Origin of the sequence: Algibacter lectus, from assembly GCF_004368925.1 — a bacterium.
Taxonomy (GTDB): domain Bacteria; phylum Bacteroidota; class Bacteroidia; order Flavobacteriales; family Flavobacteriaceae; genus Algibacter; species Algibacter lectus.
Genome location: NZ_SORL01000009.1, coordinates 61548 through 84717 on the forward strand (window position 1 = coordinate 61548; position 23170 = coordinate 84717).

The 23170-nt window shown below is 32.9% G+C and carries 20 protein-coding genes; 5 read left to right on the forward strand and 15 right to left on the reverse strand.

Annotated elements, in window-relative coordinates; all coding sequences use genetic code 11:
- Positions 1–15 precede the first annotated feature (15 nt).
- From DFQ06_RS12900 to aroC, 3 genes are all read right to left on the reverse strand, one after another.
- Positions 16–702, reverse strand: coding sequence for a cupin domain-containing protein (locus DFQ06_RS12900; RefSeq protein WP_133968105.1), 687 nt, complete (start codon positions 700–702; stop codon positions 16–18).
- 31 nt (positions 703–733) lie between these two features.
- Positions 734–2059: a dicarboxylate/amino acid:cation symporter gene (locus tag DFQ06_RS12905; protein WP_042495564.1), complete on the reverse strand. Its 1326-nt coding sequence runs from the start codon at positions 2057–2059 to the stop codon at positions 734–736.
- Between the two features lie 408 nt (positions 2060–2467).
- Positions 2468–3529, reverse strand: coding sequence for a chorismate synthase (aroC, locus tag DFQ06_RS12910; RefSeq protein WP_074937684.1), 1062 nt, complete (start codon positions 3527–3529; stop codon positions 2468–2470).
- A 331-nt stretch (positions 3530–3860) separates the two neighbouring features.
- Here aroC and DFQ06_RS12915 point away from each other — a divergent pair, with 331 nt between their 5' ends.
- Both DFQ06_RS12915 and DFQ06_RS12920 read left to right on the forward strand, forming a co-directional pair.
- Complete coding sequence (locus tag DFQ06_RS12915) at positions 3861–4712, forward strand: UDP-2,3-diacylglucosamine diphosphatase (protein ID WP_042495570.1); 852 nt, start codon at positions 3861–3863, stop codon at positions 4710–4712.
- A 116-nt stretch (positions 4713–4828) separates the two neighbouring features.
- Positions 4829–5260 carry a DUF2141 domain-containing protein gene (locus DFQ06_RS12920; protein WP_042495573.1) on the forward strand — a complete coding sequence of 144 codons (432 nt, stop codon included), beginning with the start codon at positions 4829–4831 and terminating at the stop codon, positions 5258–5260.
- Positions 5261–5309: 49 nt separating this feature from the next.
- On the opposite strand, the gene DFQ06_RS12925 is transcribed toward DFQ06_RS12920, so the two are convergent.
- Together DFQ06_RS12925 and DFQ06_RS12930 are read right to left on the reverse strand one after the other, a co-directional pair.
- A complete protein-coding gene (locus DFQ06_RS12925; protein ID WP_133968107.1) occupies positions 5310–6449 on the reverse strand; it encodes a PepSY-associated TM helix domain-containing protein in 1140 nt (379 codons plus the stop codon).
- Between the two features lie 133 nt (positions 6450–6582).
- Positions 6583–8949, reverse strand: coding sequence for a TonB-dependent receptor (locus tag DFQ06_RS12930; protein WP_133968109.1), 2367 nt, complete (start codon positions 8947–8949; stop codon positions 6583–6585).
- A gap of 146 nt (positions 8950–9095) precedes the next feature.
- Between DFQ06_RS12930 and DFQ06_RS12935 the strand changes: the two genes are divergently transcribed.
- A complete protein-coding gene (locus tag DFQ06_RS12935) occupies positions 9096–10076 on the forward strand; it encodes a helix-turn-helix domain-containing protein (RefSeq protein ID WP_133968111.1) in 981 nt (326 codons plus the stop codon).
- An 80-nt stretch (positions 10077–10156) separates the two neighbouring features.
- Here DFQ06_RS12935 and DFQ06_RS12940 read toward each other — a convergent pair whose 3' ends face one another.
- Positions 10157–10636, reverse strand: coding sequence for a Dps family protein (locus DFQ06_RS12940; protein WP_042495584.1), 480 nt, complete (start codon positions 10634–10636; stop codon positions 10157–10159).
- 104 nt (positions 10637–10740) lie between these two features.
- Here DFQ06_RS12940 and DFQ06_RS12945 point away from each other — a divergent pair, with 104 nt between their 5' ends.
- Positions 10741–11679, forward strand: coding sequence for a LysR substrate-binding domain-containing protein (locus DFQ06_RS12945; RefSeq protein WP_042495587.1), 939 nt, complete (start codon positions 10741–10743; stop codon positions 11677–11679).
- A gap of 113 nt (positions 11680–11792) precedes the next feature.
- On the opposite strand, the gene DFQ06_RS12950 is transcribed toward DFQ06_RS12945, so the two are convergent.
- From DFQ06_RS12950 to DFQ06_RS12990, 9 genes are all read right to left on the reverse strand, one after another.
- Entirely contained in the window at positions 11793–12728 is a 936-nt protein-coding gene (locus tag DFQ06_RS12950; RefSeq protein WP_194235716.1) for a transporter family protein, read from the reverse strand.
- Between the two features lie 46 nt (positions 12729–12774).
- On the reverse strand, positions 12775–13821 hold the full coding sequence (locus tag DFQ06_RS12955) for a cytochrome-c peroxidase (RefSeq protein ID WP_042495590.1): 1047 nt from the start codon (positions 13819–13821) through the stop codon (positions 12775–12777).
- Positions 13822–13948: 127 nt separating this feature from the next.
- Positions 13949–14749 carry an MbnP family protein gene (locus DFQ06_RS12960; protein ID WP_133968113.1) on the reverse strand — a complete coding sequence of 267 codons (801 nt, stop codon included), beginning with the start codon at positions 14747–14749 and terminating at the stop codon, positions 13949–13951.
- Between the two features lie 118 nt (positions 14750–14867).
- A complete protein-coding gene (locus tag DFQ06_RS12965; protein WP_042495594.1) occupies positions 14868–15245 on the reverse strand; it encodes a hypothetical protein in 378 nt (125 codons plus the stop codon).
- A gap of 270 nt (positions 15246–15515) precedes the next feature.
- Positions 15516–15713, reverse strand: coding sequence for a hypothetical protein (locus DFQ06_RS12970; RefSeq protein WP_042495598.1), 198 nt, complete (start codon positions 15711–15713; stop codon positions 15516–15518).
- Between the two features lie 298 nt (positions 15714–16011).
- Positions 16012–18696: a T9SS type A sorting domain-containing protein gene (locus DFQ06_RS12975; protein ID WP_133968115.1), complete on the reverse strand. Its 2685-nt coding sequence runs from the start codon at positions 18694–18696 to the stop codon at positions 16012–16014.
- Positions 18697–19296: 600 nt separating this feature from the next.
- A complete protein-coding gene (locus tag DFQ06_RS12980) occupies positions 19297–20895 on the reverse strand; it encodes a helix-turn-helix transcriptional regulator (RefSeq protein ID WP_133968117.1) in 1599 nt (532 codons plus the stop codon).
- Positions 20896–21008: 113 nt separating this feature from the next.
- Positions 21009–21809, reverse strand: a complete 801-nt coding sequence (locus DFQ06_RS12985) for a TIGR00266 family protein (protein ID WP_042504803.1) — start codon at positions 21807–21809, stop codon at positions 21009–21011.
- 176 nt (positions 21810–21985) lie between these two features.
- Positions 21986–22441 carry a DUF4442 domain-containing protein gene (locus DFQ06_RS12990; RefSeq protein WP_042504805.1) on the reverse strand — a complete coding sequence of 152 codons (456 nt, stop codon included), beginning with the start codon at positions 22439–22441 and terminating at the stop codon, positions 21986–21988.
- A gap of 147 nt (positions 22442–22588) precedes the next feature.
- Between DFQ06_RS12990 and DFQ06_RS12995 the strand changes: the two genes are divergently transcribed.
- Entirely contained in the window at positions 22589–23035 is a 447-nt protein-coding gene (locus DFQ06_RS12995) for a DUF4870 domain-containing protein (protein WP_133968119.1), read from the forward strand.
- Positions 23036–23170: the final 135 nt, after the last annotated feature.

Consider the following 23170-nt stretch of genomic DNA (forward strand, 5'->3'; position numbering starts at 1 on the left):
CTATAGTTATCTGAATTAATTCATGGCTGGATCGGACCTTAAAACTCCAGAATTTGTATGCACATTACCTACTTCTGTAATTACTGCCCCTTCTGGACCTGCCATTTGCCAATGAGCAGACTCTACAAGTGCTAACGAATCGAAACCACCTTCATTTAATTCTACAATATGGTTTGCCGTTACCTTACCGTCCCAATGTGTTTTTGGAACTACAACTTGAGGAAATTGATCGCGGTTATTCTCGCCTACACCTGCTACATAACTTTTACCGTGCCTAATAAGCCAACCTTCCATTTTAGCTGGATTGTTTTCTGCTGCAAAATGCATGTGCTCTCCTAACATTTGACCCGGTAATAAAAAGATATCCATTAGCATATATCGGTCGTCTTCATTATTCACAAACATAACAGAAGCTAAACCTAAGTTAGCATAATCGCCTTTGTTATAATCGGTAAGCCAAATTTTTTCGCGAAGTCCATCAAACACTGGGTAATTATGATATTCTAACATTTCGATTAAAGCATCTTTAGCCTTTTCTTCTAAAAACTTACCATCCTTATCGTAAAATTGGTCGTTAGTAAACTTTAATTCCGTTTTAACAACCTCCTTAGTGTTTACCATTGGCTTTTTTTCTACTTTATTATTACAACTTGTAAATAATACAAACATTAATAAAGCGTTTATAAGAATTCTTTTTTTCATAAAATGTGTTTTATTTAAATTTTTATGTTTTTTATTTTACCTCCGCATAATTATCATCCCATTCTTGAGGTTTTGGATCGTGTAGCTTTCCTAAAGATTTCGCCACAATCATAGCCACAGTAGCATCTCCTGTTACATTAACAACGGTTCTACACATATCTAAAGGTCTATCTACAGCAAAAATTAAAGCTAAACCAATAGGCAATAATTCAGCAGGAAACCCAATAGATTCTAGCACAATTACAAGCATTACAATACCGGCACTTGGTACAGCTGCACTACCAATAGAAGCTAGCAACGCCGTACCGATAATTACTAATTGATTGGTAAATGTTAAACCTTCTGGCCAAACTACTTGCATGATAAATACGGCTGCAATACCTTGATATAAACTGGTTCCATCCATATTTACTGTAGCTCCAACGGGCAGTACAAATCCGGCAACTTCACCGTCTACTCCCAAATGTTCTTCTACACGTTCCATAGTTACAGGTAATGTTGCTGCACTACTACTTGTTGAAAATGCTAATAATTGTGCTGGGCTAATTTGTTGTAAAAACCACATTGGTGATTTTTTAGTGTACACCGCAACTAGAATTAAATAAACACCTATCATTAAAACAAGGCCTACAACTACACATAAAGCGTATAATAGTAATTTTAAGAGTATCTCAGTATCATCGAAAGCTATAATTACATTCGCCATTAATGCAAACACGGCATAAGGAGCAGAAAGCATAATTAAGTCGACCATTTTCATGACCACATCATTTAAAGAATTAAAAAAACCTGTTAATGGTTTTGCTTTTTCTTCTCCAATTAGTAATAAACATATACCAACAAAAAGTGCGAAAAATATAATTTGAAGCATTGAAGCCTCTGTGAAAGATTGAAAAATATTACTCGGAAAAATATCTACCAAAGCTTGTAATGGTCCTGCATTTGTTCGTGCAGATGCTTCGCTAATTTTATCGGCTATACCAGTGTCATTAGCATAACGTAATTTAATTTTCTCAATAGTTTCTTCTGGCATTCCAACTCCTGGCTTTACTGTATTTACCAAAGCCAAACCTATAGCAATAGCTATTACAGTAGTTCCCATGTAGATTCCCAGGGTGCGTAAACCCATGTTTTTTATTTTAGAGATATCTTTTAAATCGGTAATTCCTTTTATTAAAGATGCTAATATTAAAGGTACTGCAATAAGTTTTAAAAGATTAATGAATATCTTTCCGAAAGGTGCAACCCAGTCGCCTACAAAGCCTCTTCCACCGTCTACATTATTCATAATAAAACCAAAAATGATTCCGAGAATCATTCCTATAATAATCTTCCAGTGCATTGCAAGTTTTTTCATATGTTTTAGGGTACTTTTTACGTCTTTAAAATTTGACACAATATAAGTATTTTTGGTATGAAAAAAAGCAGATTCGCTATGAGTTTACTGCAAAAAATTGAAGATAAATTAGATTTTTAATTACAAATACGAATATTTGCACACAATAAATGAATGAAAAGTGTCTTAAATTGATTTTTTAATAATTAAATACACATGTTTTTTAAGCAAAAAAAGACACTACCAAAAGCTATAATTTGGCAGACAGGTTTAGCCCCGATAGCAGCGACATCCTTTTTATATGCTTAATATTTAAGTTATTAAACAGAAAAACAATAACTGGTTAAGCTATATTTTTTTAAACACAAATGACGTTTCTACACATAAAAAGATATAGCGGAAAGCGGGAAATAGCTTCTAAAAAATATTTTAGTTGTAAAGCTTATTAATTAATTGAAAATCGGCTATTACAAGTGCTGCCATAGCTTCTACAATAGGTACGGCGCGTGGTACAACACATGGGTCGTGACGTCCTTTACCTTGCATTTCTACAAAATTACCATCTTTATCTATGGTTTCGTATTTTTGAATTAGCGTAGCCACGGGTTTAAATGCAACACTAAAATAGATATCCATACCGTTGCTTATTCCGCCTTGAATACCGCCAGAATAATTTGTTTTTGTAGTACCATCACTATTAAAAGCATCGTTATGATCGCTTCCATACATGGTGCTTCCATGGAATCCGCTACCATACTCAAAACCTTTTACAGCATTGATAGATAACATGGCTTTACCTAGTTCCGCATGTAATTTATCGAAAACCGGCTCACCTAAACCAACTGGTACATTTTTAATTACACAGCTCACTATACCACCAACGGTATCACCTTTTCCGCGAACTTCCTTGATGTAAGTTTCCATTTTTGCTGCCATATCTTGGTCTGGACAACGTACGATGTTAGATTCTACTAAATTTAGGTCTAGCTCGTTGTACGGTTTATCTAATTTCATGGTGCCAACTCCAGAAACGTAGGCTATTATTTCGATACCTTTTAGCATTTGTTTTGCAATGGCTCCGGCCACTACGCGACATGCCGTTTCGCGCGCCGAGCTACGACCACCACCACGATAATCGCGTACACCATATTTTTTATCGTAGGTATAATCGGCGTGACTTGGACGGTAACTATCTTTTATATGACTGTAATCGTGAGATTTTTGATTGGTGTTTTCGATAACAAAACCAATAGATGTTCCTGTGGTTACGCCCTCGAAAATGCCTGAATGAAATTTTACTGTATCGGGTTCTTTACGTTGTGTAACGATAGCAGATTGGCCTGGTTTTCTTCGGTTTAATTCGTTTTGAATTTCGTCTAAATCTAACTTAATTCCTGATGGACAACCATCTATAACACCGCCCAATGCTGGGCCGTGAGATTCGCCATAAGTTGATAAAGTAAATAGTTTTCCGAAGGTGTTACCTGCCATGATTTCAATTTTTGGCTAAAATAAACTATAGTCGTGAATTTGACGAATTTAGTTGAATAAAAATGTTGGTTAAAAATATGGTTTATTGTCCTTTTCTTTAATTATTATGCTTTTGGTTTAGGCTTTATTTTATAAAAAAATCTTTAAATAAAGATATCTCGTATCTGTAACAATCTACCTAATTATCAAAAATTTAATGTTTTAACAAAGCTAAAACACACGTAACACTTAGTTAACAATTACCTCATAATTAGTTAATTATATAGTAAAGATTAAGTAATACAAATCTCACCTAATTATTAGAAATTTACAATGAACAACACCTCAGCTTTTGAAAATAAAACGTAAAATAGAAATTGCCGTAATATCGGATGTGCACCTTGGAACCTATGGTTGTCACGCCAAACACCTACTTACATACCTAAATAGTATAGAGCCTAAAAAACTTATTTTAAATGGTGATATTATTGATATTTGGCAATTTAGTAAGCGTTATTTTCCGAAATCGCATTTAAAGGTTATAAAAAAAATAATGACCATGGCTTCTAATGGTGTGGAGGTGATTTACATTACTGGTAACCATGATGAAATGCTTCGGAAATTTAGTAACACTACTATTGGCAACATTTCTATTGTGGATAAAATAGTTTTAGACTTAGACGGATTGAAAGCTTGGTTTTTTCATGGTGATGTTTTTGATGTTTCCATACAAAACGCCAAATGGCTAGCGAAACTCGGCGGTTATGGTTACGATATGCTTACACTAATTAACCGCGGTGTAAACTGGTACTTAGATAAACGTGGAAAGGAACGTTACTCACTTTCTAAAAAAGTTAAAAACGGAGTTAAAGGTGCCGTAAAATACATAAACGATTATGAAAAAGTAATATCGGAACTTGCTATAGAAAACGGCTACGACTACGTGGTTTGCGGACATATACACCAACCTAAAATGGAATATATTGAAAACAAACACGGTAGAACCATGTACTTAAACTCTGGTGATTGGGTAGAAAACTTTACTGCCTTAGAATATCAGTTTAAACGTTGGAAAATTTACAACTTTAGTAAAGATAAACTAGCGCCTTTTATAGTTGACGAGGATTTTGAGGAAATGAAAATTAACGATTTAATTGCCGCCATTACTATTGTAGATCGGGCAGAAAAGAAATCGAAAATTTAAGCCAAACTAGCTATTCTACAGTTGAGTAGCAAAAATCTACATTTCGGTAAACTGTTTTATAATAACCTGTATTTAAGTGAGATCTTTGAAGTGTTAAACAATTAAAACACAACATTATGAAAACTTTATCTCTTATTTTTGCTTTATTATTTTCAATAACTTTTACTACCGCTCAAACCTCCGAAGGCAAAAACAACACTAGCAGTATTCATGTTAAAATAAACAAACTACCTTCTAGTAACGGCCATGTTATTTTAACTCTGCATAGCGAGGAAACCTTTATGAAATCTGCTGGTATAAGAACCATTAAAGCTGAAATTACTGATGGCAAAATTGATGTGAATTTTGAAGACATTACACCTGGAACTTACGCCATTTTAGTTATACATGATACTAATGACAACAATAAAATGGATTTTCAACCAAATGGCATGCCAAAGGAAGCTTACGGCGCATCGAACAATAATATGAGTTTTGGTCCTCCTCAATTTTCTAATGCTAAATTTGAGGTTAATGATGAAGATTTAGAAATGAAAATTATTCTGTAGTAAATAATATCTTTTAAACTTTAATATTGAAAAAAACCTAAAGCAAGTTTTAAGTTAAACTTGCTTTAGGTTTTTTATTTTTATTTTTTCTTCGGCCCCACCAAATTAAAAACCCGGTGACAGATAATGATGTTGCAATAACACCTGTGAGAAAGGTTATTAACTTACCTATTTGGCCCCACCACTGTCCCATATGTAATTGCCAAACAATATTTTCTGTTTTAGTCTTAATAATTAAAGGTTTTTGCATTTCTATTTTTTCTCCGGTGTATTTATTGTAAACGGTTACATCTAAATTTTCAATACTTTTAAGTCCAGGTTTACCAGAATTAAACGTATAACTACCTGCTTTATCCAAATTAAAAACCCAAGAATTCACAGCTTCTTTTTCGGGGTACTCATTCTCTAAAGTTTTATAAGCCAGAGATACTAAATCTTTCGCTACAAGTGTACTATCAGCTTTTGGTAAAAAGGTTTCTAATTTTTCGGTATCACCACCAGAGAGCTTTACAGTAAAATCCATTAAAGGATGAAAGAATATAATTAACCCTGTTATACTTAAAATAATACTGCTAGGCAAAGCATAAAAGCCAAGCACATTATGCAAATCGTAATTTAAACGTTTAAATCTAGCTCTCCATTTTATTTTAAAACTAGCTTGCCTCGTTGTTTTTGTCCATTTTTTGGGCCACCATAACACCAAACCTGTAATACAACCTATTAAGAAAATAATTGTAGAAATTATTACAATCCATCCGCCAATAGGCCCTGCCAACAATTCGGCATGTAAATGTGCCACTACAAAGAAAAAATAAACAGTACTATCAATTTTTAAAACAGAGCCCGTATAAGGATTCATATAAATCATAACCAAGCTTTTTTCTTTTATATCGAACACACGAAGTCTAATACTACGAGCTGGGTCTTTAAAAAACACCAGTTCTGAAATACGGTAATTGGGGTTTAAATCTTCTATGTTATCAAAAATTTCATCGTGAGTAATTCTATTTTCTTGTGGAGTAACGTATAGCGAACTACCTGCTGATAAATCCATGATTTCATCACTATAAACAATAATTGTACCTGTAAGACAGACAAACAAAACTATAATTCCTGACACTAAACTTGGCCAAAGATGAAGCCAAGCTACTACTTTTTGAAACTTACTTTTATTTTTCTTTTTAGCCATTTTTTTAACCTTAAAAAAGGACAGTAAAAATCACCGTCCCTTAGATAATATTCAATTAACACATTTTGAATTTATACGAAAATCAAAAAGAGAACGCCTTACTAACTAGCGTTCTCTTTAGCTTTTACTTTATTTAAAAAACACTATAAAATAAACCTACTCTAAAATTGAAAGGTTTTTGCGGAATTCCATATCCGTTATAATATTCTTTATCCAAAAGATTATCTACTTTTAAACTTACTTTATACTTGCCTTTTTTGTAAAATGCTGTTGCATCTACGGTTGTATAAGCATCGGAACCAAAATTGTTTGTTGTGCTGTTGTAAATCTCACTCATATGGTTGGCTCCTACTCCAAAACCTAAACCTTTTACTTTACCTTTTAAGGCCTGGTAACTCAACCAAAAATCCCAAACAGTTTCTGGTGTATAGCTTAAACTATTTCCAATAAGATCTTCTCTTCCTGAACTCACTTTTTCTAAAGTTGCATTATTTTTACTGAAACCAGCCACAATATTTAAACCTGGTAATGGGTTTGCTATAAGGTCTATTTCAAAACCTTTACTTAATGTTTCTCCTGTTTGCGAGCTAATACCATTTTCATCAACAATAATATCATTATCAATTCTAATATTATAATAACTTATGGTACTTAATAATTTACCATTAAAGAAATTTAATTTACTTCCTACTTCAAATTGCTTAGCTCTTTCAGCATCCCAAGTAATAATTTCACCATTTCCATTATCTGATGGTGCATTGTTACTAAGTCCATCCATATAATTCACAAATAATGATGCTTTATCATCAAATGGATTATAGGCTAAACCTAATTTAGTACTAAGTGCATTTTGGTTATATCCATTACTTCCTTCTGCTCCATTTGATATGGTATTGTCAGACATAAAACGATCGAAACGTAAACCTCCAGTAAAAGTTAATTCTTTATTTAAAGTTATGGCATCGAAAACATAAAAGCCTAAAGTTTGAAACTTAGTAATTGTTTTATTCTTTGTTTCATCGGCTATATTGGCTTCAAACTGCTCGTTTGTTAGACCTGTTATTACCGGGTTTGTAATATCTACGGCATCTATAGCATTCCAAACTCCCGTGCGCTGTGTATCATCTAAATTATTTAAATAACTTAAACCTGCTACAAATTTATTATCAATTTTTTCGCCTTCAATTACATTTAAAAAATCTTGTTGAATATGTGTATTATCTGTTTCTCTAGGGTCTAATTGAAGATAATATCTGCCAACGTTAGTTTCATCGAGCATAACAACTCTTAGGTAATTAGCATCGGTAAATGAATTCGCTTTAGTAAATGTTGTTTTGGCTGTCCAGCTATGTGTAAGTTTATAATCTATTTTTATTTGACTTACTACAGATGAAAAATAACCTGCCATTTCATTAGTACCATAATTTGTATCAAAATCCCAGTTTAAATCATCCCAAGAGTTGACACTATCAGAAATAAGATTAGAAGATAAACCTCTAGCAAAATTTAAATTACGTTTACTCTGGTTGTATTCTAAGTTTCCTTGAATTGTTAATCTATCTGATAATTTTAAAGTTAACGAGGGAGCAAGCATAAACTCTCTTTTAATGCCCTGATCCTGAAAACTATTTTCGGTGTTATAAGCTCCATTAAATCTAAAATACACTTGGTCTTCTTTATCTAATACTGTATTATAATCAATGGTTGCTCTATTTTGGTCCCAACGGCCAGTGATATAACCAATATCTAGTTTTTTTCCGCTATAAGCTTGCTTAGTAACCTTATTTACAATACCACCAAAATTCGCTACATTGTTAACATTAGCACCATAAAATAAAGATGCCGGACCTTTAACAAGTTCTATTCTTTCAATATTTTGAGGATCAATTGGAGCCTTAATCCAAGCTATCCCACCGTTTCTTAAATGAACATCAGACCTAAACCCTCTTAAATATACACTTACGTTACCATCGTTAGATTCTACATAACCACCACCTGTAATACTTTTAAAAGCAGAAGGTAAATCTGTATTTATTTGTTCCTTTAATAAAGCATTAGTTACCACAGAATAAGATTGTGGATTGTTAATATTTTTTAATGGTACGCGAGCAACATATTCCGATTCTTTATGAGCAAATTGATTTAAACGCTCAGCAATAACGATTACCTCGCTTAATTGCTCTTGGTTTTCATTTAAAATAATATCGTTGATTTTAACTTCAGGTGCATTTACCTCTATGTCAACTGTTTTTGTTTCCATTCCCATTAAGGAAAACTCTAATGTATAGTTTCCATAAGAAATGTTTTTAATAGAATACGCCCCGCTTTCATCGGTCATAGTTCCTATTTTAGTAGATTTAATGAGAACATTAATAAAAGCTGCTGGACTATTATCCGATGTTAAAACTTTTCCGGCTATACGACCTTTATTCTCCTGAGCATAAGTGGTTGCTAGCATAAGCAAAGCAAGAGTTGTGCTTAAAATTTTTGATACTTTCATAAAATTAATTTGGTTTTATTAAAAAACAGGATTTTACTTTAATTTAGACTAAATATAAATAATATTTATATTTTTGTGCAAATGTAGATAAGTGCGCCCTTTAGGCTATAACGCAAAGAGTTTTTTAACCAACGTAAAAAGAAGTAATGAAAACCATACTAAAAAGTTCGATGTTTGAAAACAATGTTTTGGTTAAACGTTTTGAAAAAGACTTTAAAACTTCGGGTTTTATTGAACAAAAGAAACAAATAGATTATGCTTTAGTAAAAGGTACATTGATTGAAATATCTATTAATGGTCTACGTATTTTAATAAGAAATGTTAAAACCGAAGATTACAGTGTTGATGTACAGCACGATTTTCCGTTTTTTAAATTACAATTTGAAATTGAAGGCTCTAGTTTTTATGAGCCTTTAGATAAATGCCAGCCTAAAGTTTATATCCCTAATGCGCATTACAATTTATTCTATTTACCAAAAGTTCAGGGGACACTAACCTATAAAAAAGGACATAGAAAAACCTTAGAAATTCTATTTACCGAAAATTACTTAAAAGATATAATAGGTGAAAATTTTAATGAGATACTACATCGATTTGGGACCGCCATATCAAGAAAAAAACCTTTTTTTATGTGGGATAAAAGCCAACCAATAACTAATGATTTACAAAACCATATTAATGAAATTGTATTTTGTAATTATCACAAAGATTTAAAAAAACCTTATTTAGAAGCCAAGATAAAGGAGTTACTTATTTTATTATTAGCACAAACCAATGATAACATTAATACGGATACACCTTTCAATCTTCCTGAAACGGATTATAATGCCATACTAAAAGTAGAACGTTATATAAATACACATTTAAAAGACACCTTAACAATTCCTGAATTAGCCATAATTGCAGGTATGAACACCACAAAATTAAAACAGGGCTTTAAATTAATATTTTCAACAACTATTTTTAAATACATATCTTGTTTAAGAATGGAACAGGCTAAAAAACAGATAGTAGAAAAAAAATGTACAGTAGCAGAAGCGGCATACCATGTTGGGTATAAGCATCCGCAACATTTTACTGTAGCTTTTAAAAAAATATACGGTTATTTACCAAGCGATCTAACTTAGTGGCAAAACAGATATTTTTAAACATAAAAAAGGCGACCTAAGTAGATCGCCTTTTTTCGCTATTAATCAATTAATTTATTTTAAACTGTTTCGTTCAACCAAGCTTTCATCATCCAAACAGTTTTTTCTTGTTCGGTAATAAAATCGCTCATCATAGAACCTGTTCCTTCATCGCTAGCATCGCCAGCTTTTTCTAATATTTCACGTTCAATTTTTAATAATTGAGCTAAAGAATCTACAATTAACCTAACAGCTAAATCATCTTGAGAAATATTTTTACCAACAGGTACTTGTGCCTTCGCTGCATAATCTTCAAAAGTATGTAATGGTGTATCCCCTAAAGTTAAAATACGCTCTGCAATTTCGTCTACCTTGGTATTAGCATCGGTATACAATTCTTCGAATTTAACGTGTAAATCAAAAAAACGTTTACCCTTAATATTCCAGTGAATACCTCTTAAATTTTGATAATATATTTGAAAATTAGCTAAAAGATGATTCAAATCTGTTGCTATTTCTTGTGTTTTTATGGTATCTAAACCTATTGTATTTAAAGTCATTACGATGTGTTTTTTATGTTCATACAAATTTAAGTCATAAAAAAAGCTTTTTAGCATAAGTTTTATTGATAGTTTTTATATTTTTATAGTCAAAATTGATTCTTATGACAATTACCCAATTATCTTATGTTTTGGCTGTTGCCGAAAACCAGAACTTCACTAAAGCTGCCGAAAAGTGCTTTGTTACTCAGCCTACTTTAAGTATGCAAATTCAGAAATTAGAAGATCAACTCGATATTTTAATTTTTGACAGAAGTAAAAAACCTATTGAACTTACCGATGTTGGGCGAAAAATTGTAACCCAAGCTAGAAATATTGTAAACGAATCTTACAGAATTCAAGATATTGTAGATCAACAAAAAGGATTTATTGGTGGTGAATTTAAATTAGGAATTATACCAACAGTAATGCCTACTCTACTGCCAATGTTTTTGAAAAACTTCATAAAGAAACACCCTAAGGTGAAACTTAAAATTGAAGAATTAACTACGGAAGAAATAATGGCACGTATAAAAGATGGTCATTTAGATGCTGCCATTGCCGCAACACCTTTAGAAGATGAAAGCATAAAAGAGCGTGTACTCTATTTTGAGCCTTTTGTAAGCTATATACCAAAAAGCCACAGACTATATAAAAACAAAACAATTGATGTATCAGATTTAGATGTAGATGATATGCTACTTTTAGAAGACGGTCACTGTTTTAGAGATGGTGTAATAAACCTGTGTAAAGCGTTTAAAAATCAAACCGATGAAACATTTCAATTAGAAAGTGGAAGCATTGAAACTTTAATTAGACTATCTAATGAAGGTTTAGGCATGACGCTTCTACCCTATTTACATACCCTAGAAATTAACGAAAAAGAAAAAGAGAATCTACGCTATTTCAACGAGCCATCTCCTGCGCGTGAAGTGAGTTTGATTTACCATAAAAGCGAGTTAAAAATGCAGATTATCGAAGCTTTACAAGATGTTATTTCCGGTGTGGTTCGTGGAGCGATTGCTTTCCAAAATGTAAAAATTATTAGCCCATTACCGAAATAGAAACTATTCCGATAAGGTTTATATAAAATAAAAAGATTCACAGAAGTTTAATTTCTCTGTGAATCTTTTTTGTTGGCAAACACCTGGTTTACATATACTTTTAATAAAAGATATTATAGCGCAAAGTTGACGTAAATAGAAAAACGGTTTTTAGATTTCACATTCCCGCCAAATAAATCTTGACTTAATGGCGCAGTGTAATTTGCTCCGAAAATAAATTTTTCAATAGCAAATTCAGAACCTATAGTACCACTTAATATCTTTCCATCAGTATCTGCTAAAGTTTCGCCATATTGAGTGATTTTATCGTAGACATCACCAGAAACCCCAATAAATGGCATTATATTATAAGTTTCCTTCGGAAAGGTTGTGAAAAAATTAGCCGAATAACTAAACTGATTTCCGAATTGATAATCGTTTTTATTTTCGCCTTTCACATAATACGTCATAAGTGTATTGACTCCAAATTTATTAGTTCCATAATTATAGCCAACAGCAAAAACACCATCTACACTACCGGTACCAACCTGAAAACCAGGATTAACATTATCTGCCAAAGCTTCTTCAAACTTACCCGTTGGAAGTTTTGCACCAACACCAAATTGTAACGAATGTCCCGACGCTATACGCTCGGTATTAAAGGTTAGGGAGTCGCTTTCTTTATTATAAAACTGTAATTTATACCAGCCCATAACACTACTGTCTCCCAAACCATTTAGGTTTTCATTATTCCCTTCGGAATACTCTCTATTTAGATCTTGATAAGGCACATTCACACTCACATAAAAGGCATCATTTATAGGTAATTGCGCCCATAATTGGTACGTATTAAAGGTTTCTTTAGTTATCGGAGAGTTAGAAAAAATTCCATCTTTAGATTCAAAATTTTGATAGATATAGCGGATACCAACAAAATTAGCATTACTTAAAGTACCAAAACCAAAACTACCCGAGCTTGTAGAACAACCGCACAAATCGCACATAACGCTTAATGGTTCAAAAACATGTTCGTGAACACCAAATGGCGGATCTATCTCCCTTGCTTTCATCACCCCTATATTTAGCACAAATGCAACCGCAAGAACGCTTATTTTTTTAATATTCTGAAAATCTATCATCGGTCAAAAATTCATTATCTGTTAATGTGTAAAGAAATGCTATTATGCTCTCTTTTTCGTAATCGGAAAGTGTGATACCCAAGCTCCCATCTTCTCTATTAAACGCCTGGTCTACGTTACCATTATCGGTCATGCCAGAATCATAAAAATTTAAAACGGCTTCTAAGGTAGAAAAGCGTCCATCGTGCATGTATGGTAATGATAGCTCTACGTTACGCAAACTTGGCACCTTAAATTTATATAAATCGGCTGGGTCTTCAAAAATATCATATCGTCCTTTATCATCTAGCTTCGGATTTATTGACAAGCCATTGTTGCGGTAACTATGGTCCGTAAATAAATCGGTAGCATGACAGGTTGCGCATTTATTTTGAAAAGTATTTAAACCGTCCAATTCAATTTCGGTTAGCACCACACCGTCTTCACTTCTTACGTATTTATCGTATTTTGAGTTTGACGACACCATCATAAGCATAAATTGCGAAAGCGCTTTTAGCATATTTTCGCTATTTATCTCGCCATCTTCAAAAGCTTTTGGAAACTGCTTTTGATAATAAGCATCTGCACTAAGTTTACTTAATACATTACTTAAAGTTTCTCCCATTTCAACCTCACTTGTTAATGGAATTATAGGTTGAAAATCTAGATGCGTAGCGGCACCATCCCACATAAACTCCGATTGATATGCTAAGTTTTGAATGGGTTGCGCATTACGCGTTCCAATACCACCATTTACACCATGACTAACGGTGTGTTCGTGGTGAGTGAAAGCAAAGGCTTGCTCATGGCAAAAAGCACATGGAATAGCATCGTTTGCCGATAGTTTACCATCGTAAAACAAGCTTTTCCCTAACTCGAAACCTGCTTCGGTTACCGGATTATTATCCAGATTATAACCCATTTCCGGAAAATTAGCTGGTTGCTCTACATTTAAATACACCGGAACATAAACCTCTGTATTGGATGATTTGGAACAAGATAGGACACTGACAACTGCCAAAGTAATAAGAACTATTTTTTTCATTTTAATAAGTGTTAAACCAACGAAATAAACGCTACCTCTTTGGTATTAATAAATACACTCCTTTGTTTGATAAAACAAATAAGTTTCCTCGGTAGGTTATACCGAGGAAATTATTATATAAAAAAAATTAGTCGTTATGCACGTGGTGTACAGAAAATATGCCACTCATGTTTGTTGCAATTACACCTGTTGTAGTTTCATCGGTATGCACTTGTGCATAACCATCATCGAAACTTACAGAAGTTGCACCATCAAAAACCTGAGCAATATCTGCCTTAATATGTACCGATGGCTCATTACCTTCTCTTACTAACACTTCGTTTGGAAAAGTTAACGTTGTTTCTTTGTAGTTATCTATAGCCGTACCAACGCTTCCCATGTGGATGTTTAATGCTGCATCAGTTTCTGTTTCAGAAGTATAAGTTCCATCGAATCTCATAAACCTATATCCAGTGGCCCAAGACCACATCATACCTTCATCTTGCGCTGTAGTAAGGAAATCTCCTTGACCATCTGCTCCAGAAGCATAACGCTCTTGATCGATACCAATTCCAAAAGTTACTTGAGTATAATTTGCTGCATCTACATCTTCTAAAGTAATATAGATTTCGCCTGCAGTATTTCCGTTTGCTTCACTTACAATAAAGATATTGTCTTCTGCTGGGTATGTGTAAACATTACCGTCGCTATCTGTTAAGCTTACATTTGATATTAAATATTTTAATGTTTCTAATTGGTAAGTTTCACCGTTATCTTTAGTGTAAGTTGTTCCGAAAATAAAATCTTGATCGCCAACACCGTTATCGAATTTAAGGATTAAATCTCCTGTTTGTCCTGTTAAATCTTCTGTATTACCATCATCGTCTGATGAACATGAAGCGATAGTTATAGATAATAAAAGTGCGATTGTATATTTTAAAATTTTCATTAGTAATGGTATAAGTATATAACAGCCTTATCGTCATTATTTGGACGGCTGCTAAATTATTGTAAAATTGATTTTAATAAGTATGTTTAAGGCTGGTTTGCCTTTTTAAGAAATCAAATTACACCATTGGTGGACGAAAATGGTTATGCTCGTATAAATATGCATAACTACTATTACAGATTGTATTTACTATTTTATTTAAAGGAATTTGAGTTTCCTTAAAATTGAAATTTTCGTTTTCTTGAAAGTATAGCGCGAATAAATACTCGGTTAATAATACTACTGTTTTACTATCGTCTTGAGGATTGGTATCGGTTTGTAATTGTTTTGCTAAATGACATTTACCGTTACAGGCGAGTTCTACTTTTTCTTTGTTGATACAGAAAACCTCGGTAATATAATCCACATTTATTTCGTAATAAGCCAAATAACTCAGGTTATAGAGTGGCTTTATTACAAAGGCAATGAGTAATATGAATACAAAAGTCTTTTTCAACGGTAATTTTATAGTTTGGCAAATGTAAAAAAGTTTAGATTATTTTTATAAGAAAAACTTGCGTTAGTTTAAAACTTTAACGGTTTCTAATTTTAATAACTGCGCTTACCGATTGCCCTGCGTTAAGGATTGAACGGCCTGTTTAAGCTCCCCGACCAACGGAAGGGAGCGAGTAGTGAAAGCCTGCCCCATACTGTGCCCTTAAAGCACAGTATGGGGAACGCCCTAATTTTATTCAAAAAAAAAGCGACCGTTTGGCCGCTTTATAACTTAATGGTCTAATAGTACCATACATTGATTTAATTCTGGGTTTTGCTGAACGAGCGATTGTATAAAGATTTTAAGTTCTTCTATCTCGTAAGGTAACAATCGGTTTAGGGCCTTTTTTACCTCTTTGCAAAACAACGATGTGTCGAAACTAACTTTATTAAGCACTGTTTTAGTGTACTCAAGCATTGCTCTTGCCATAATATTGGGTTTGGTTTAGGTTTGTAATAAAAAGTAGATTTAATTTATAAGCTCGGGATTATTAGATTATAAATTTAGTAAAAAAAATATCAATACTTATAATTTTAGATAACATTAACACATATAAAACTATTTGTTTATAATTATTTAACGCTGTAATTACGAGTATGAGAATTTATAAGCATTATTCTTAGAAATATGTAAAAAGCTTAACAAATGCTGTGAACTGCTTAGTTTAGGGCATAAAAAAAGAGCCTCTTATGATAGAGGCTCTTTTTAGATTATGTAAACTAAAATTTTATTTTACTAAAACTTTTTGTGTGTACATTTTATCTTGACTAATCATTCTTAAAATATAAGTTCCTGCTGCTTTATCTTTTAAAGATATCACAGAGTTTGAAACATCTAAAGTACCTTTAAGTACTTGTTCTCCAAGAAGATTATATAAATAGTACACATAATTACTATCTGTGTTTACTAATTTTACATTTAAAACACCGTTTGAAACTGGGTTAGGATATAAAACTGGAGCTTGAGAGCTTAAACCAGCTACTTCGTCTGTTCCTAAAGTTACTAACGGACCTGTGCTTAAATTTGCTTGCCAGCTACCTCTACCATAAGTTGCTGCTCTAATTATTCCAGTAGATTCTGTTGGATAGAATATCTCTAAATCTTGAACGGCACATTTTGGCAAATCGGTTAAAAATGGAACTGCCGAGCTTACATTATTATCGATAGCATAAACGCCTAAATCTGCTCCTATATAAACCTCATCGTAAAGACTATTTTTTCTGTAAACAACAGTATTCATTGGGATATTAGGTAATCCGTTTGATACGTTTACCCATGTTGCTCCTGCATCTGTAGTTTTGTATACTTTTTCACCATCTGAATATCCTGAAAACACAACCCAAACCTTAGATGCATCGGTATTAGAGATGGTTAAATCTTTTAATTTAGCATTTGCAACTGGTAAACCTGCAGAAATATCTGTCCATGTAGACCCCGTATTTGTAGATTTTGAGATAATATTCTCTTTTATCACATAGATTACATTGTTACTACTTGGTGCAATCTCAAAACTTAAAATATTTTTATCTGCTGGGCTTGGAGCAATAGCTCCTGTTTTACTGTGTGTAAAATCACTATTACCCGAAAACATATCTGTACTTACATATAAGTGCGGACGACCACCAATGTAAACGTTGTCCACATTTCCTGGGTCTTGCTCTATCGGGCTAAACCATTGACCTTTTGGTAAAGGTGTTGTCCAAGTTACATCTCTATAATCAGTACCACCATCTGTAGATAAAAAGAAATCTCCATTGGTTGTAGATGATACAATATAGTTATCGTTAGTTCTATCAATAAAACCATCTTCACCATCACCACCGGTTAATACAGACCAAGCTCCGTTTTTATGTAATAGCGAACCAATATCTTGTAAGCCTGCGAAATAAAAATCTTCGGTTGTTTCAGATAATTCAATATTAGTTTGTTGACCTACAGCAATATTAGAAGTAATATCTGTCCATGATATACCATCGTCTGTACTTTTGTAAATACCACCATCGCAGGTTGCGAATAAGGTAGTTGTAGCCGTATCTCCAGGTAAATATTGAAGATATTGTACATCTGCATGCATATAAGCCTCTGGTGCGTCACCTTCCCCTGGGTGGTTTGGGTCTGTACCTCTCCAATACGTAATACGCGTCCAGTTTAATCCACCATCGACAGATTGCCATTGGTTTACACCTCCAATTGTAATTTTATCTTCATTATTTGGAGACACTGCTATTGCTAAATCATGATTGGCTTGCCCTCCTTCTGACGCTGCAGTTGGAGCCATATCTGAATGTAAAATATTTGGTGTAGATGCAGATGATTGTTTTGTAAATGTATCTCCACTATCTGTTGAACGGTAAAACCCTTCAAACCCTGAATCACTTTCTCTCCCTACGATAGCATATACATAATCACTATCAGCTTCTGTTACGGCTAATTCAATTCTAATAACATCGTTAGCATTTGGTAAGTTTGCTGAATCTATATAATCCCAATTATCTCCACCGTCTGATGTTTTATACATTTCATACCCGCCAGCATAAGCTACAGTTGAGCTACCTGGCTTATATTCGATATCGAAAAATGTAAAAGTAGGACTAGTTTCTGTACCACTTGGAGCAGTGTGTGTCGCCCAACCATCGGTAGTTTTAAAAATTCCTTTGTTTGTGGCGACCAACATGATGTTTGATTGGTTTGGGTCCATAACAATTTTATTGATTTTATATTCGTCTTGAGCTGTAAACACTAAACTTGTAGTATTCCAGTTTAAACCACCATCGGTAGATTTCATGACACCAATACTACTTCTATCGCTACCTCTATCTCCAGTAGCTAAATACATTATATCTGTATTATTTGGGTCGATAACTAGACCAGAACAACCAATTATAGGTAAATAATCGGTATTAGTTGTCCAAGTAGTTCCACCATCTGTTGTTTTCCAAAGTCCACCATCTGGTGCTCCAACAAACATAGTTGTTGTTGGATTATTTGGATCGAAAGTCACAAAATTTAAACGACCAGATCCAGAATCGTACCCTGAAGCAATCGCATTTTGATTTAAAGATACCCATTGAGACGATGTTAATGTCGCCTTCATTTTACTGTTAGCATTTCTAGCTAATTTATTATTGTAACGTTGTTGCCACTCAATAAAATTTGGATACGTATGAGATGGTAAAGACATATCTCCAGATGGGTAAATTTTATCTGCAATTTGATTTTCCCAACGTTTAAAAATTTTATACCCTTGTCCTTTTTCTGGAGCTTTATTCTCCCAGTACTGATTAAATTTTTCTTGAACACTGTAAAATGTTTCATTTTTACTAGATCCCATTTTTGCCCAACTTTTATCGTTTTGCCCAAACGATAAAATTGAAAAAAATGCAGTTAATACAAATGCGTAGAGTTTTCTCATTTCTTGATGAATTAATTAAGTTTAAATAAATATGTTTTTTGTGTCGTTTAATTAAATTAACTAAGACTTAGTTTAGACCTAGATAATTACAATACAAATATCTACACACTACCTTTAAATAAATAATTTTGAACTACTCAGGTACTACACACTTCAGTAAATATGTACCATTACAACGATTATACTGATAACACAAAGCGCTTTAAACACACCTGTATTTTTAATAATAACCAAAGTAATTCCTCCATATTAAACAGTCTTTTTGAAAACAAAAAAAAAAAAAAAAGCGATTACCTAATGAAATAGGTAATCGCTTTTAGCACTAAAACATATCTATTAAATTTTAGTAATAGCTAACTCGTTTTTAATAGAACAAATTTTAATGTATTCTCAACCCTCTACTTTTTGCGCATTAAAAAATCTAATCCTTACCATTTTGTTAATCGATATGAAGTTTATTCTCGAAATACAGCGCCTATTAGTTTTATTAATGCACCAACAAATATCTAAAAGACTTTAATGATTACTTGTATTTTAAACTACTCAGGTACTACTTACACTCGAAAAATTTTATTTTGAAGACTATTGATCACTTAAATTCTAACTTTCTACTTTTTTTAAACTCTTAAAAGAAGTATTGAGATACTCTACTAATGTAAAATCACTTTTTTGAAGATCCATTTTTTTTGCGATACGGTATCTTTTTCCTTCAACAGCTCTAGTAGAGCTATTTAAAAACACAGCGATTTCCTTGCTTTTAAAACCGACGAATAAATAATAACATATTATAACTTCAGAATCGCTTAACTGAGGATATTCATTTTTTATTTGGGTGAAGAAATCAATATTAAACTCATTTACTAATTCTAAATGGTTTTCTGTTTTATCTAATAACAACGACGAATCTAAATGAAGGTTTTTCAATAATTCCTTTATCTTTTTTCGCTGTGCATCTCCCGAATCCATAGACGAGATAGACTTAATCTCCTTTTTAACCTCAACAATATAATCTTCTAAACCATGAACCTTTACTTTGAGTTTTTCGTGAGTCGATTTTAAATAGGTAAACTCATCGTTACTTTTTTCAAAGTTGGTAATTACCTTTTTAGTTTTCTTTTTATTTAACGTATAGAGCACAAAAAGTAAAATTAAAAGCACTGCCAAAGCTATAAGCCACTTAATAATGTGCCATTTTTTTTCTTGTTCAGCTTTTAGTTCTGTTTCTACGTCTAATAATGAATCTCCAATATTAATACTAGAATCCATTATTTCATTCAACATTTTATGTTCAAAAACTTTTAAAGAATCTATATATTGAGTTTTAGCTTCATGGTTCTCCTTTAAATCGTAATAATTAATTTTTAGATTGAAGTAGTTTCTTAAATCATAATCGTTCATTGAGTGCTTTAGCAATTTAGATTCTGATATGTAATAAAAACTAGAGTCTACCTGCTTGTTTTCTAAATAAAAATCGGCTAGACCAGTCTGTATCGTTGCCAAATGCGATTGATATAATGATTTAGAAAGCGTTGCGTTTCCTTCTAAAGATTTTAGAATATTGAAATATTTATGACTTTTACCAATATCTCCTAAATCAATATAATTGGAGCTTAACATAAAAAGCGCGTACATATAATAGTAAGCATCATCTTTTATGCTTTTGTAATTTTCTAATTGTTCTAGAATAAGTTTATTACTTTTTTTAAAATTCCCGCTAAAAAACTCCACATAAGCAGGCATTTGCATAACCTCTACTAAACCATTTTTATTTCCGCTTAGCTCATAAAACTTTTTAGCGTTATCTAAATATTTATATGCGCTAGAATCTTTTTTGATTAAATAAGTATTATAAAAAAGCTCTAATGACGCGGCACCGGCAGCGTCGTAATTTTTCTCTAACTCCGCATATTTTAAAGCTAATGTAAAATTTTGGTAGCGTTTAGCCGTCTCATTAAATTTATCGTTAATTAAAGCCTTTAACTCGTAATAACAAGCCAAATGATTCTTTACATTTTTTTTAATAGGGTTGGGAATAGAATCTAAGTACTGTCGCGCTATTTTAGGGTTCTCGGAGAATGAATCGCTTGCCAATTCTAAAAACCTTAAATATTTATCTTCATGATTGTGCTGAGAAAAGACACTAAAAACAACAAAGAAAGGGATTAATAATATAAACTTATTTAAGAATTTAAAATTCAAAATAATTAGAGGGGTTAATTAGTTTATGCGTTTGGTTAAACAAAAGTAGCTAATAAACAAAAAAAAGCTGTGTTAAAACACAGCTTTTTTTATACTCTTAAATCTATTAAAAATTAAAATCTATTATCGCCATCTAGTATATTACCAATACCACCCAATATACTACCTTCTCCTTTTTGACTACCTCCGCTTTGTGGCGCCGATGCCAATACACGACCTGCTAATCTGCTGAATGGTAAAGACTGAACATAGACTGTCCCTGGGCCTTGAAGTTTTGCAAAAAACAAACCTTCGCCTCCAAAAACCGTGTTTTTTATTCCTCCTATAAACTCGATGTCGTAATTTACAGTTTGATCGAAACCAACAATACACCCCGTATCTACCCTAAGAATTTCTCCTGCTTTTAACTCTTTCTTCGCCATAGTTCCTCCGGCATGCACAAAAGCCATACCATCGCCTTCTAATTTTTGCATTATAAAACCTTCGCCTCCAAAAAGACCTCTTCCTAGTTTTTTAGAAAACTCTATACCTACGCTAACACCTTTAGCCGCGCATAAAAACGCATCTTTTTGGCAGATAAATTTACCACCAAATTCCGATAAATCTATTGGTATTATTTTTCCTGGATATGGCGATGCAAACGATACATTACGTTTACCTACTAAATTATTGTAAAAGGCCGTCATGAATAAGCTTTCGCCTGTTAATATACGTTTACCTGCACCTAAAATTTTCCCTAGAAACCCTGAATCTTTTTGAGATCCATCGCCAAAAATAGTTTCCATTTTTATGCCATCGTCCATCATCATGAAACTACCGGCTTCGGCAATTACACCTTCTTCTGGATCGAGTTCTATTTCTACATATTGCATTTCTTCGCCGTAGATTCTATAGTCAATTTCGTGTGCTGTCATTTTTAAAAGGTTTTATTTGATTAAAAATTAATTCATTTACTTGTATGTTGCAGTAATTGTGAATTTGTTACAGAGTTAAAAAAGTTTATTTGTGCAATTGCTTAATAGTTTTATTAAATCCCTTTCTAGAAAAAGTTTTATCTACAAGAGTAAACACTGAATACAGCGACTAAAAACTACCCCTTCACCTTTACACTCCACTGAAATTTAAAGGTAGATACCACAACACCATCTTGGTTTACACCTACAGATTCCATCCAAAGGGTTTGCCCCTCTCCTGTTGCTATTGTTTTCTCTAAAGCTTCGTCTATTAAATGTCCGTCATTACAAGTAAATGTAATACGCCCAGTAGCTTTTTTTGTAAAAGTTGCTGTTTGGGTAGTAACCAACATAGATATACGTTTTCCTGAATCTTGAATTTTAGAAATCATTAAAGCACCTGTAGAAAACTCGGCAGCCATACCTTGTACCGCCCAAAACATAGACTTAAATGGGTTCTGGTTTATCCATTTATGTTTAACAGTTACCAAGCACTTATCTTTATCTATATGTTTTGTTCTAACGCCACAGAAGAAGGCAGCAGGAAGCTTAAACATAGTGTAAGTATTTAGTTTTCTCGGTGTTAAAGTCATATTTATTTATTTTAGTTTTCACGAAGTTATGAAAAATTTTGATGTCAATCATTTGTTAATTTTATGTTAAATTTCAGTACTATGCGTTACAAAGTACCTTCTTTTAAACATATATTTGCATAAGAAACTATTATATGTTTTAATATTATGCCAGATAACCATCAAAAAAACATCGCAACTTTTATTCATTTATCGACATTTAGTCGGTTCTTTTTCCCTTTCGGAAATTTTATTGGGCCTATTATTTTATGGGCAGCCAATAAGGATAAATCGGATTTTATAGATCGCCATGGTAAGCAAGCTATTAATTTTCAAATCAGCATTTTACTTTACGCTATAATCTTGGGTACGTTATCGGTTCCGTTTTTTATTTTCAAAATATTTAATGGTTTTGATTTTATAGATTTCAACGGGTTCCAAAATGTCCATATCACTATTGGCAAACCTTCTGCTCTCCTTTACATAGGTGGCTTTCTAGGTGTGGTTGCTGTTATTGGTTTTATTATAGAACTAATTTGTATTGTAAATGCGAGCTTAAAGGCTAGAGATGGCGAGGTTTATAATTACCCGCTAACCATTCAGTTTTTGAAATAAACAAACCAATGATGTTAAAACAAAACCTAGCAAACATGCCCGCGTTAGGGATTGCAGTGAAAAGCCCACAGGGCTCCCGATGGTAATCGGGTGCACGAGGACTTGTAGCGGAAAGCCCGACCCTGTTCCTGAACT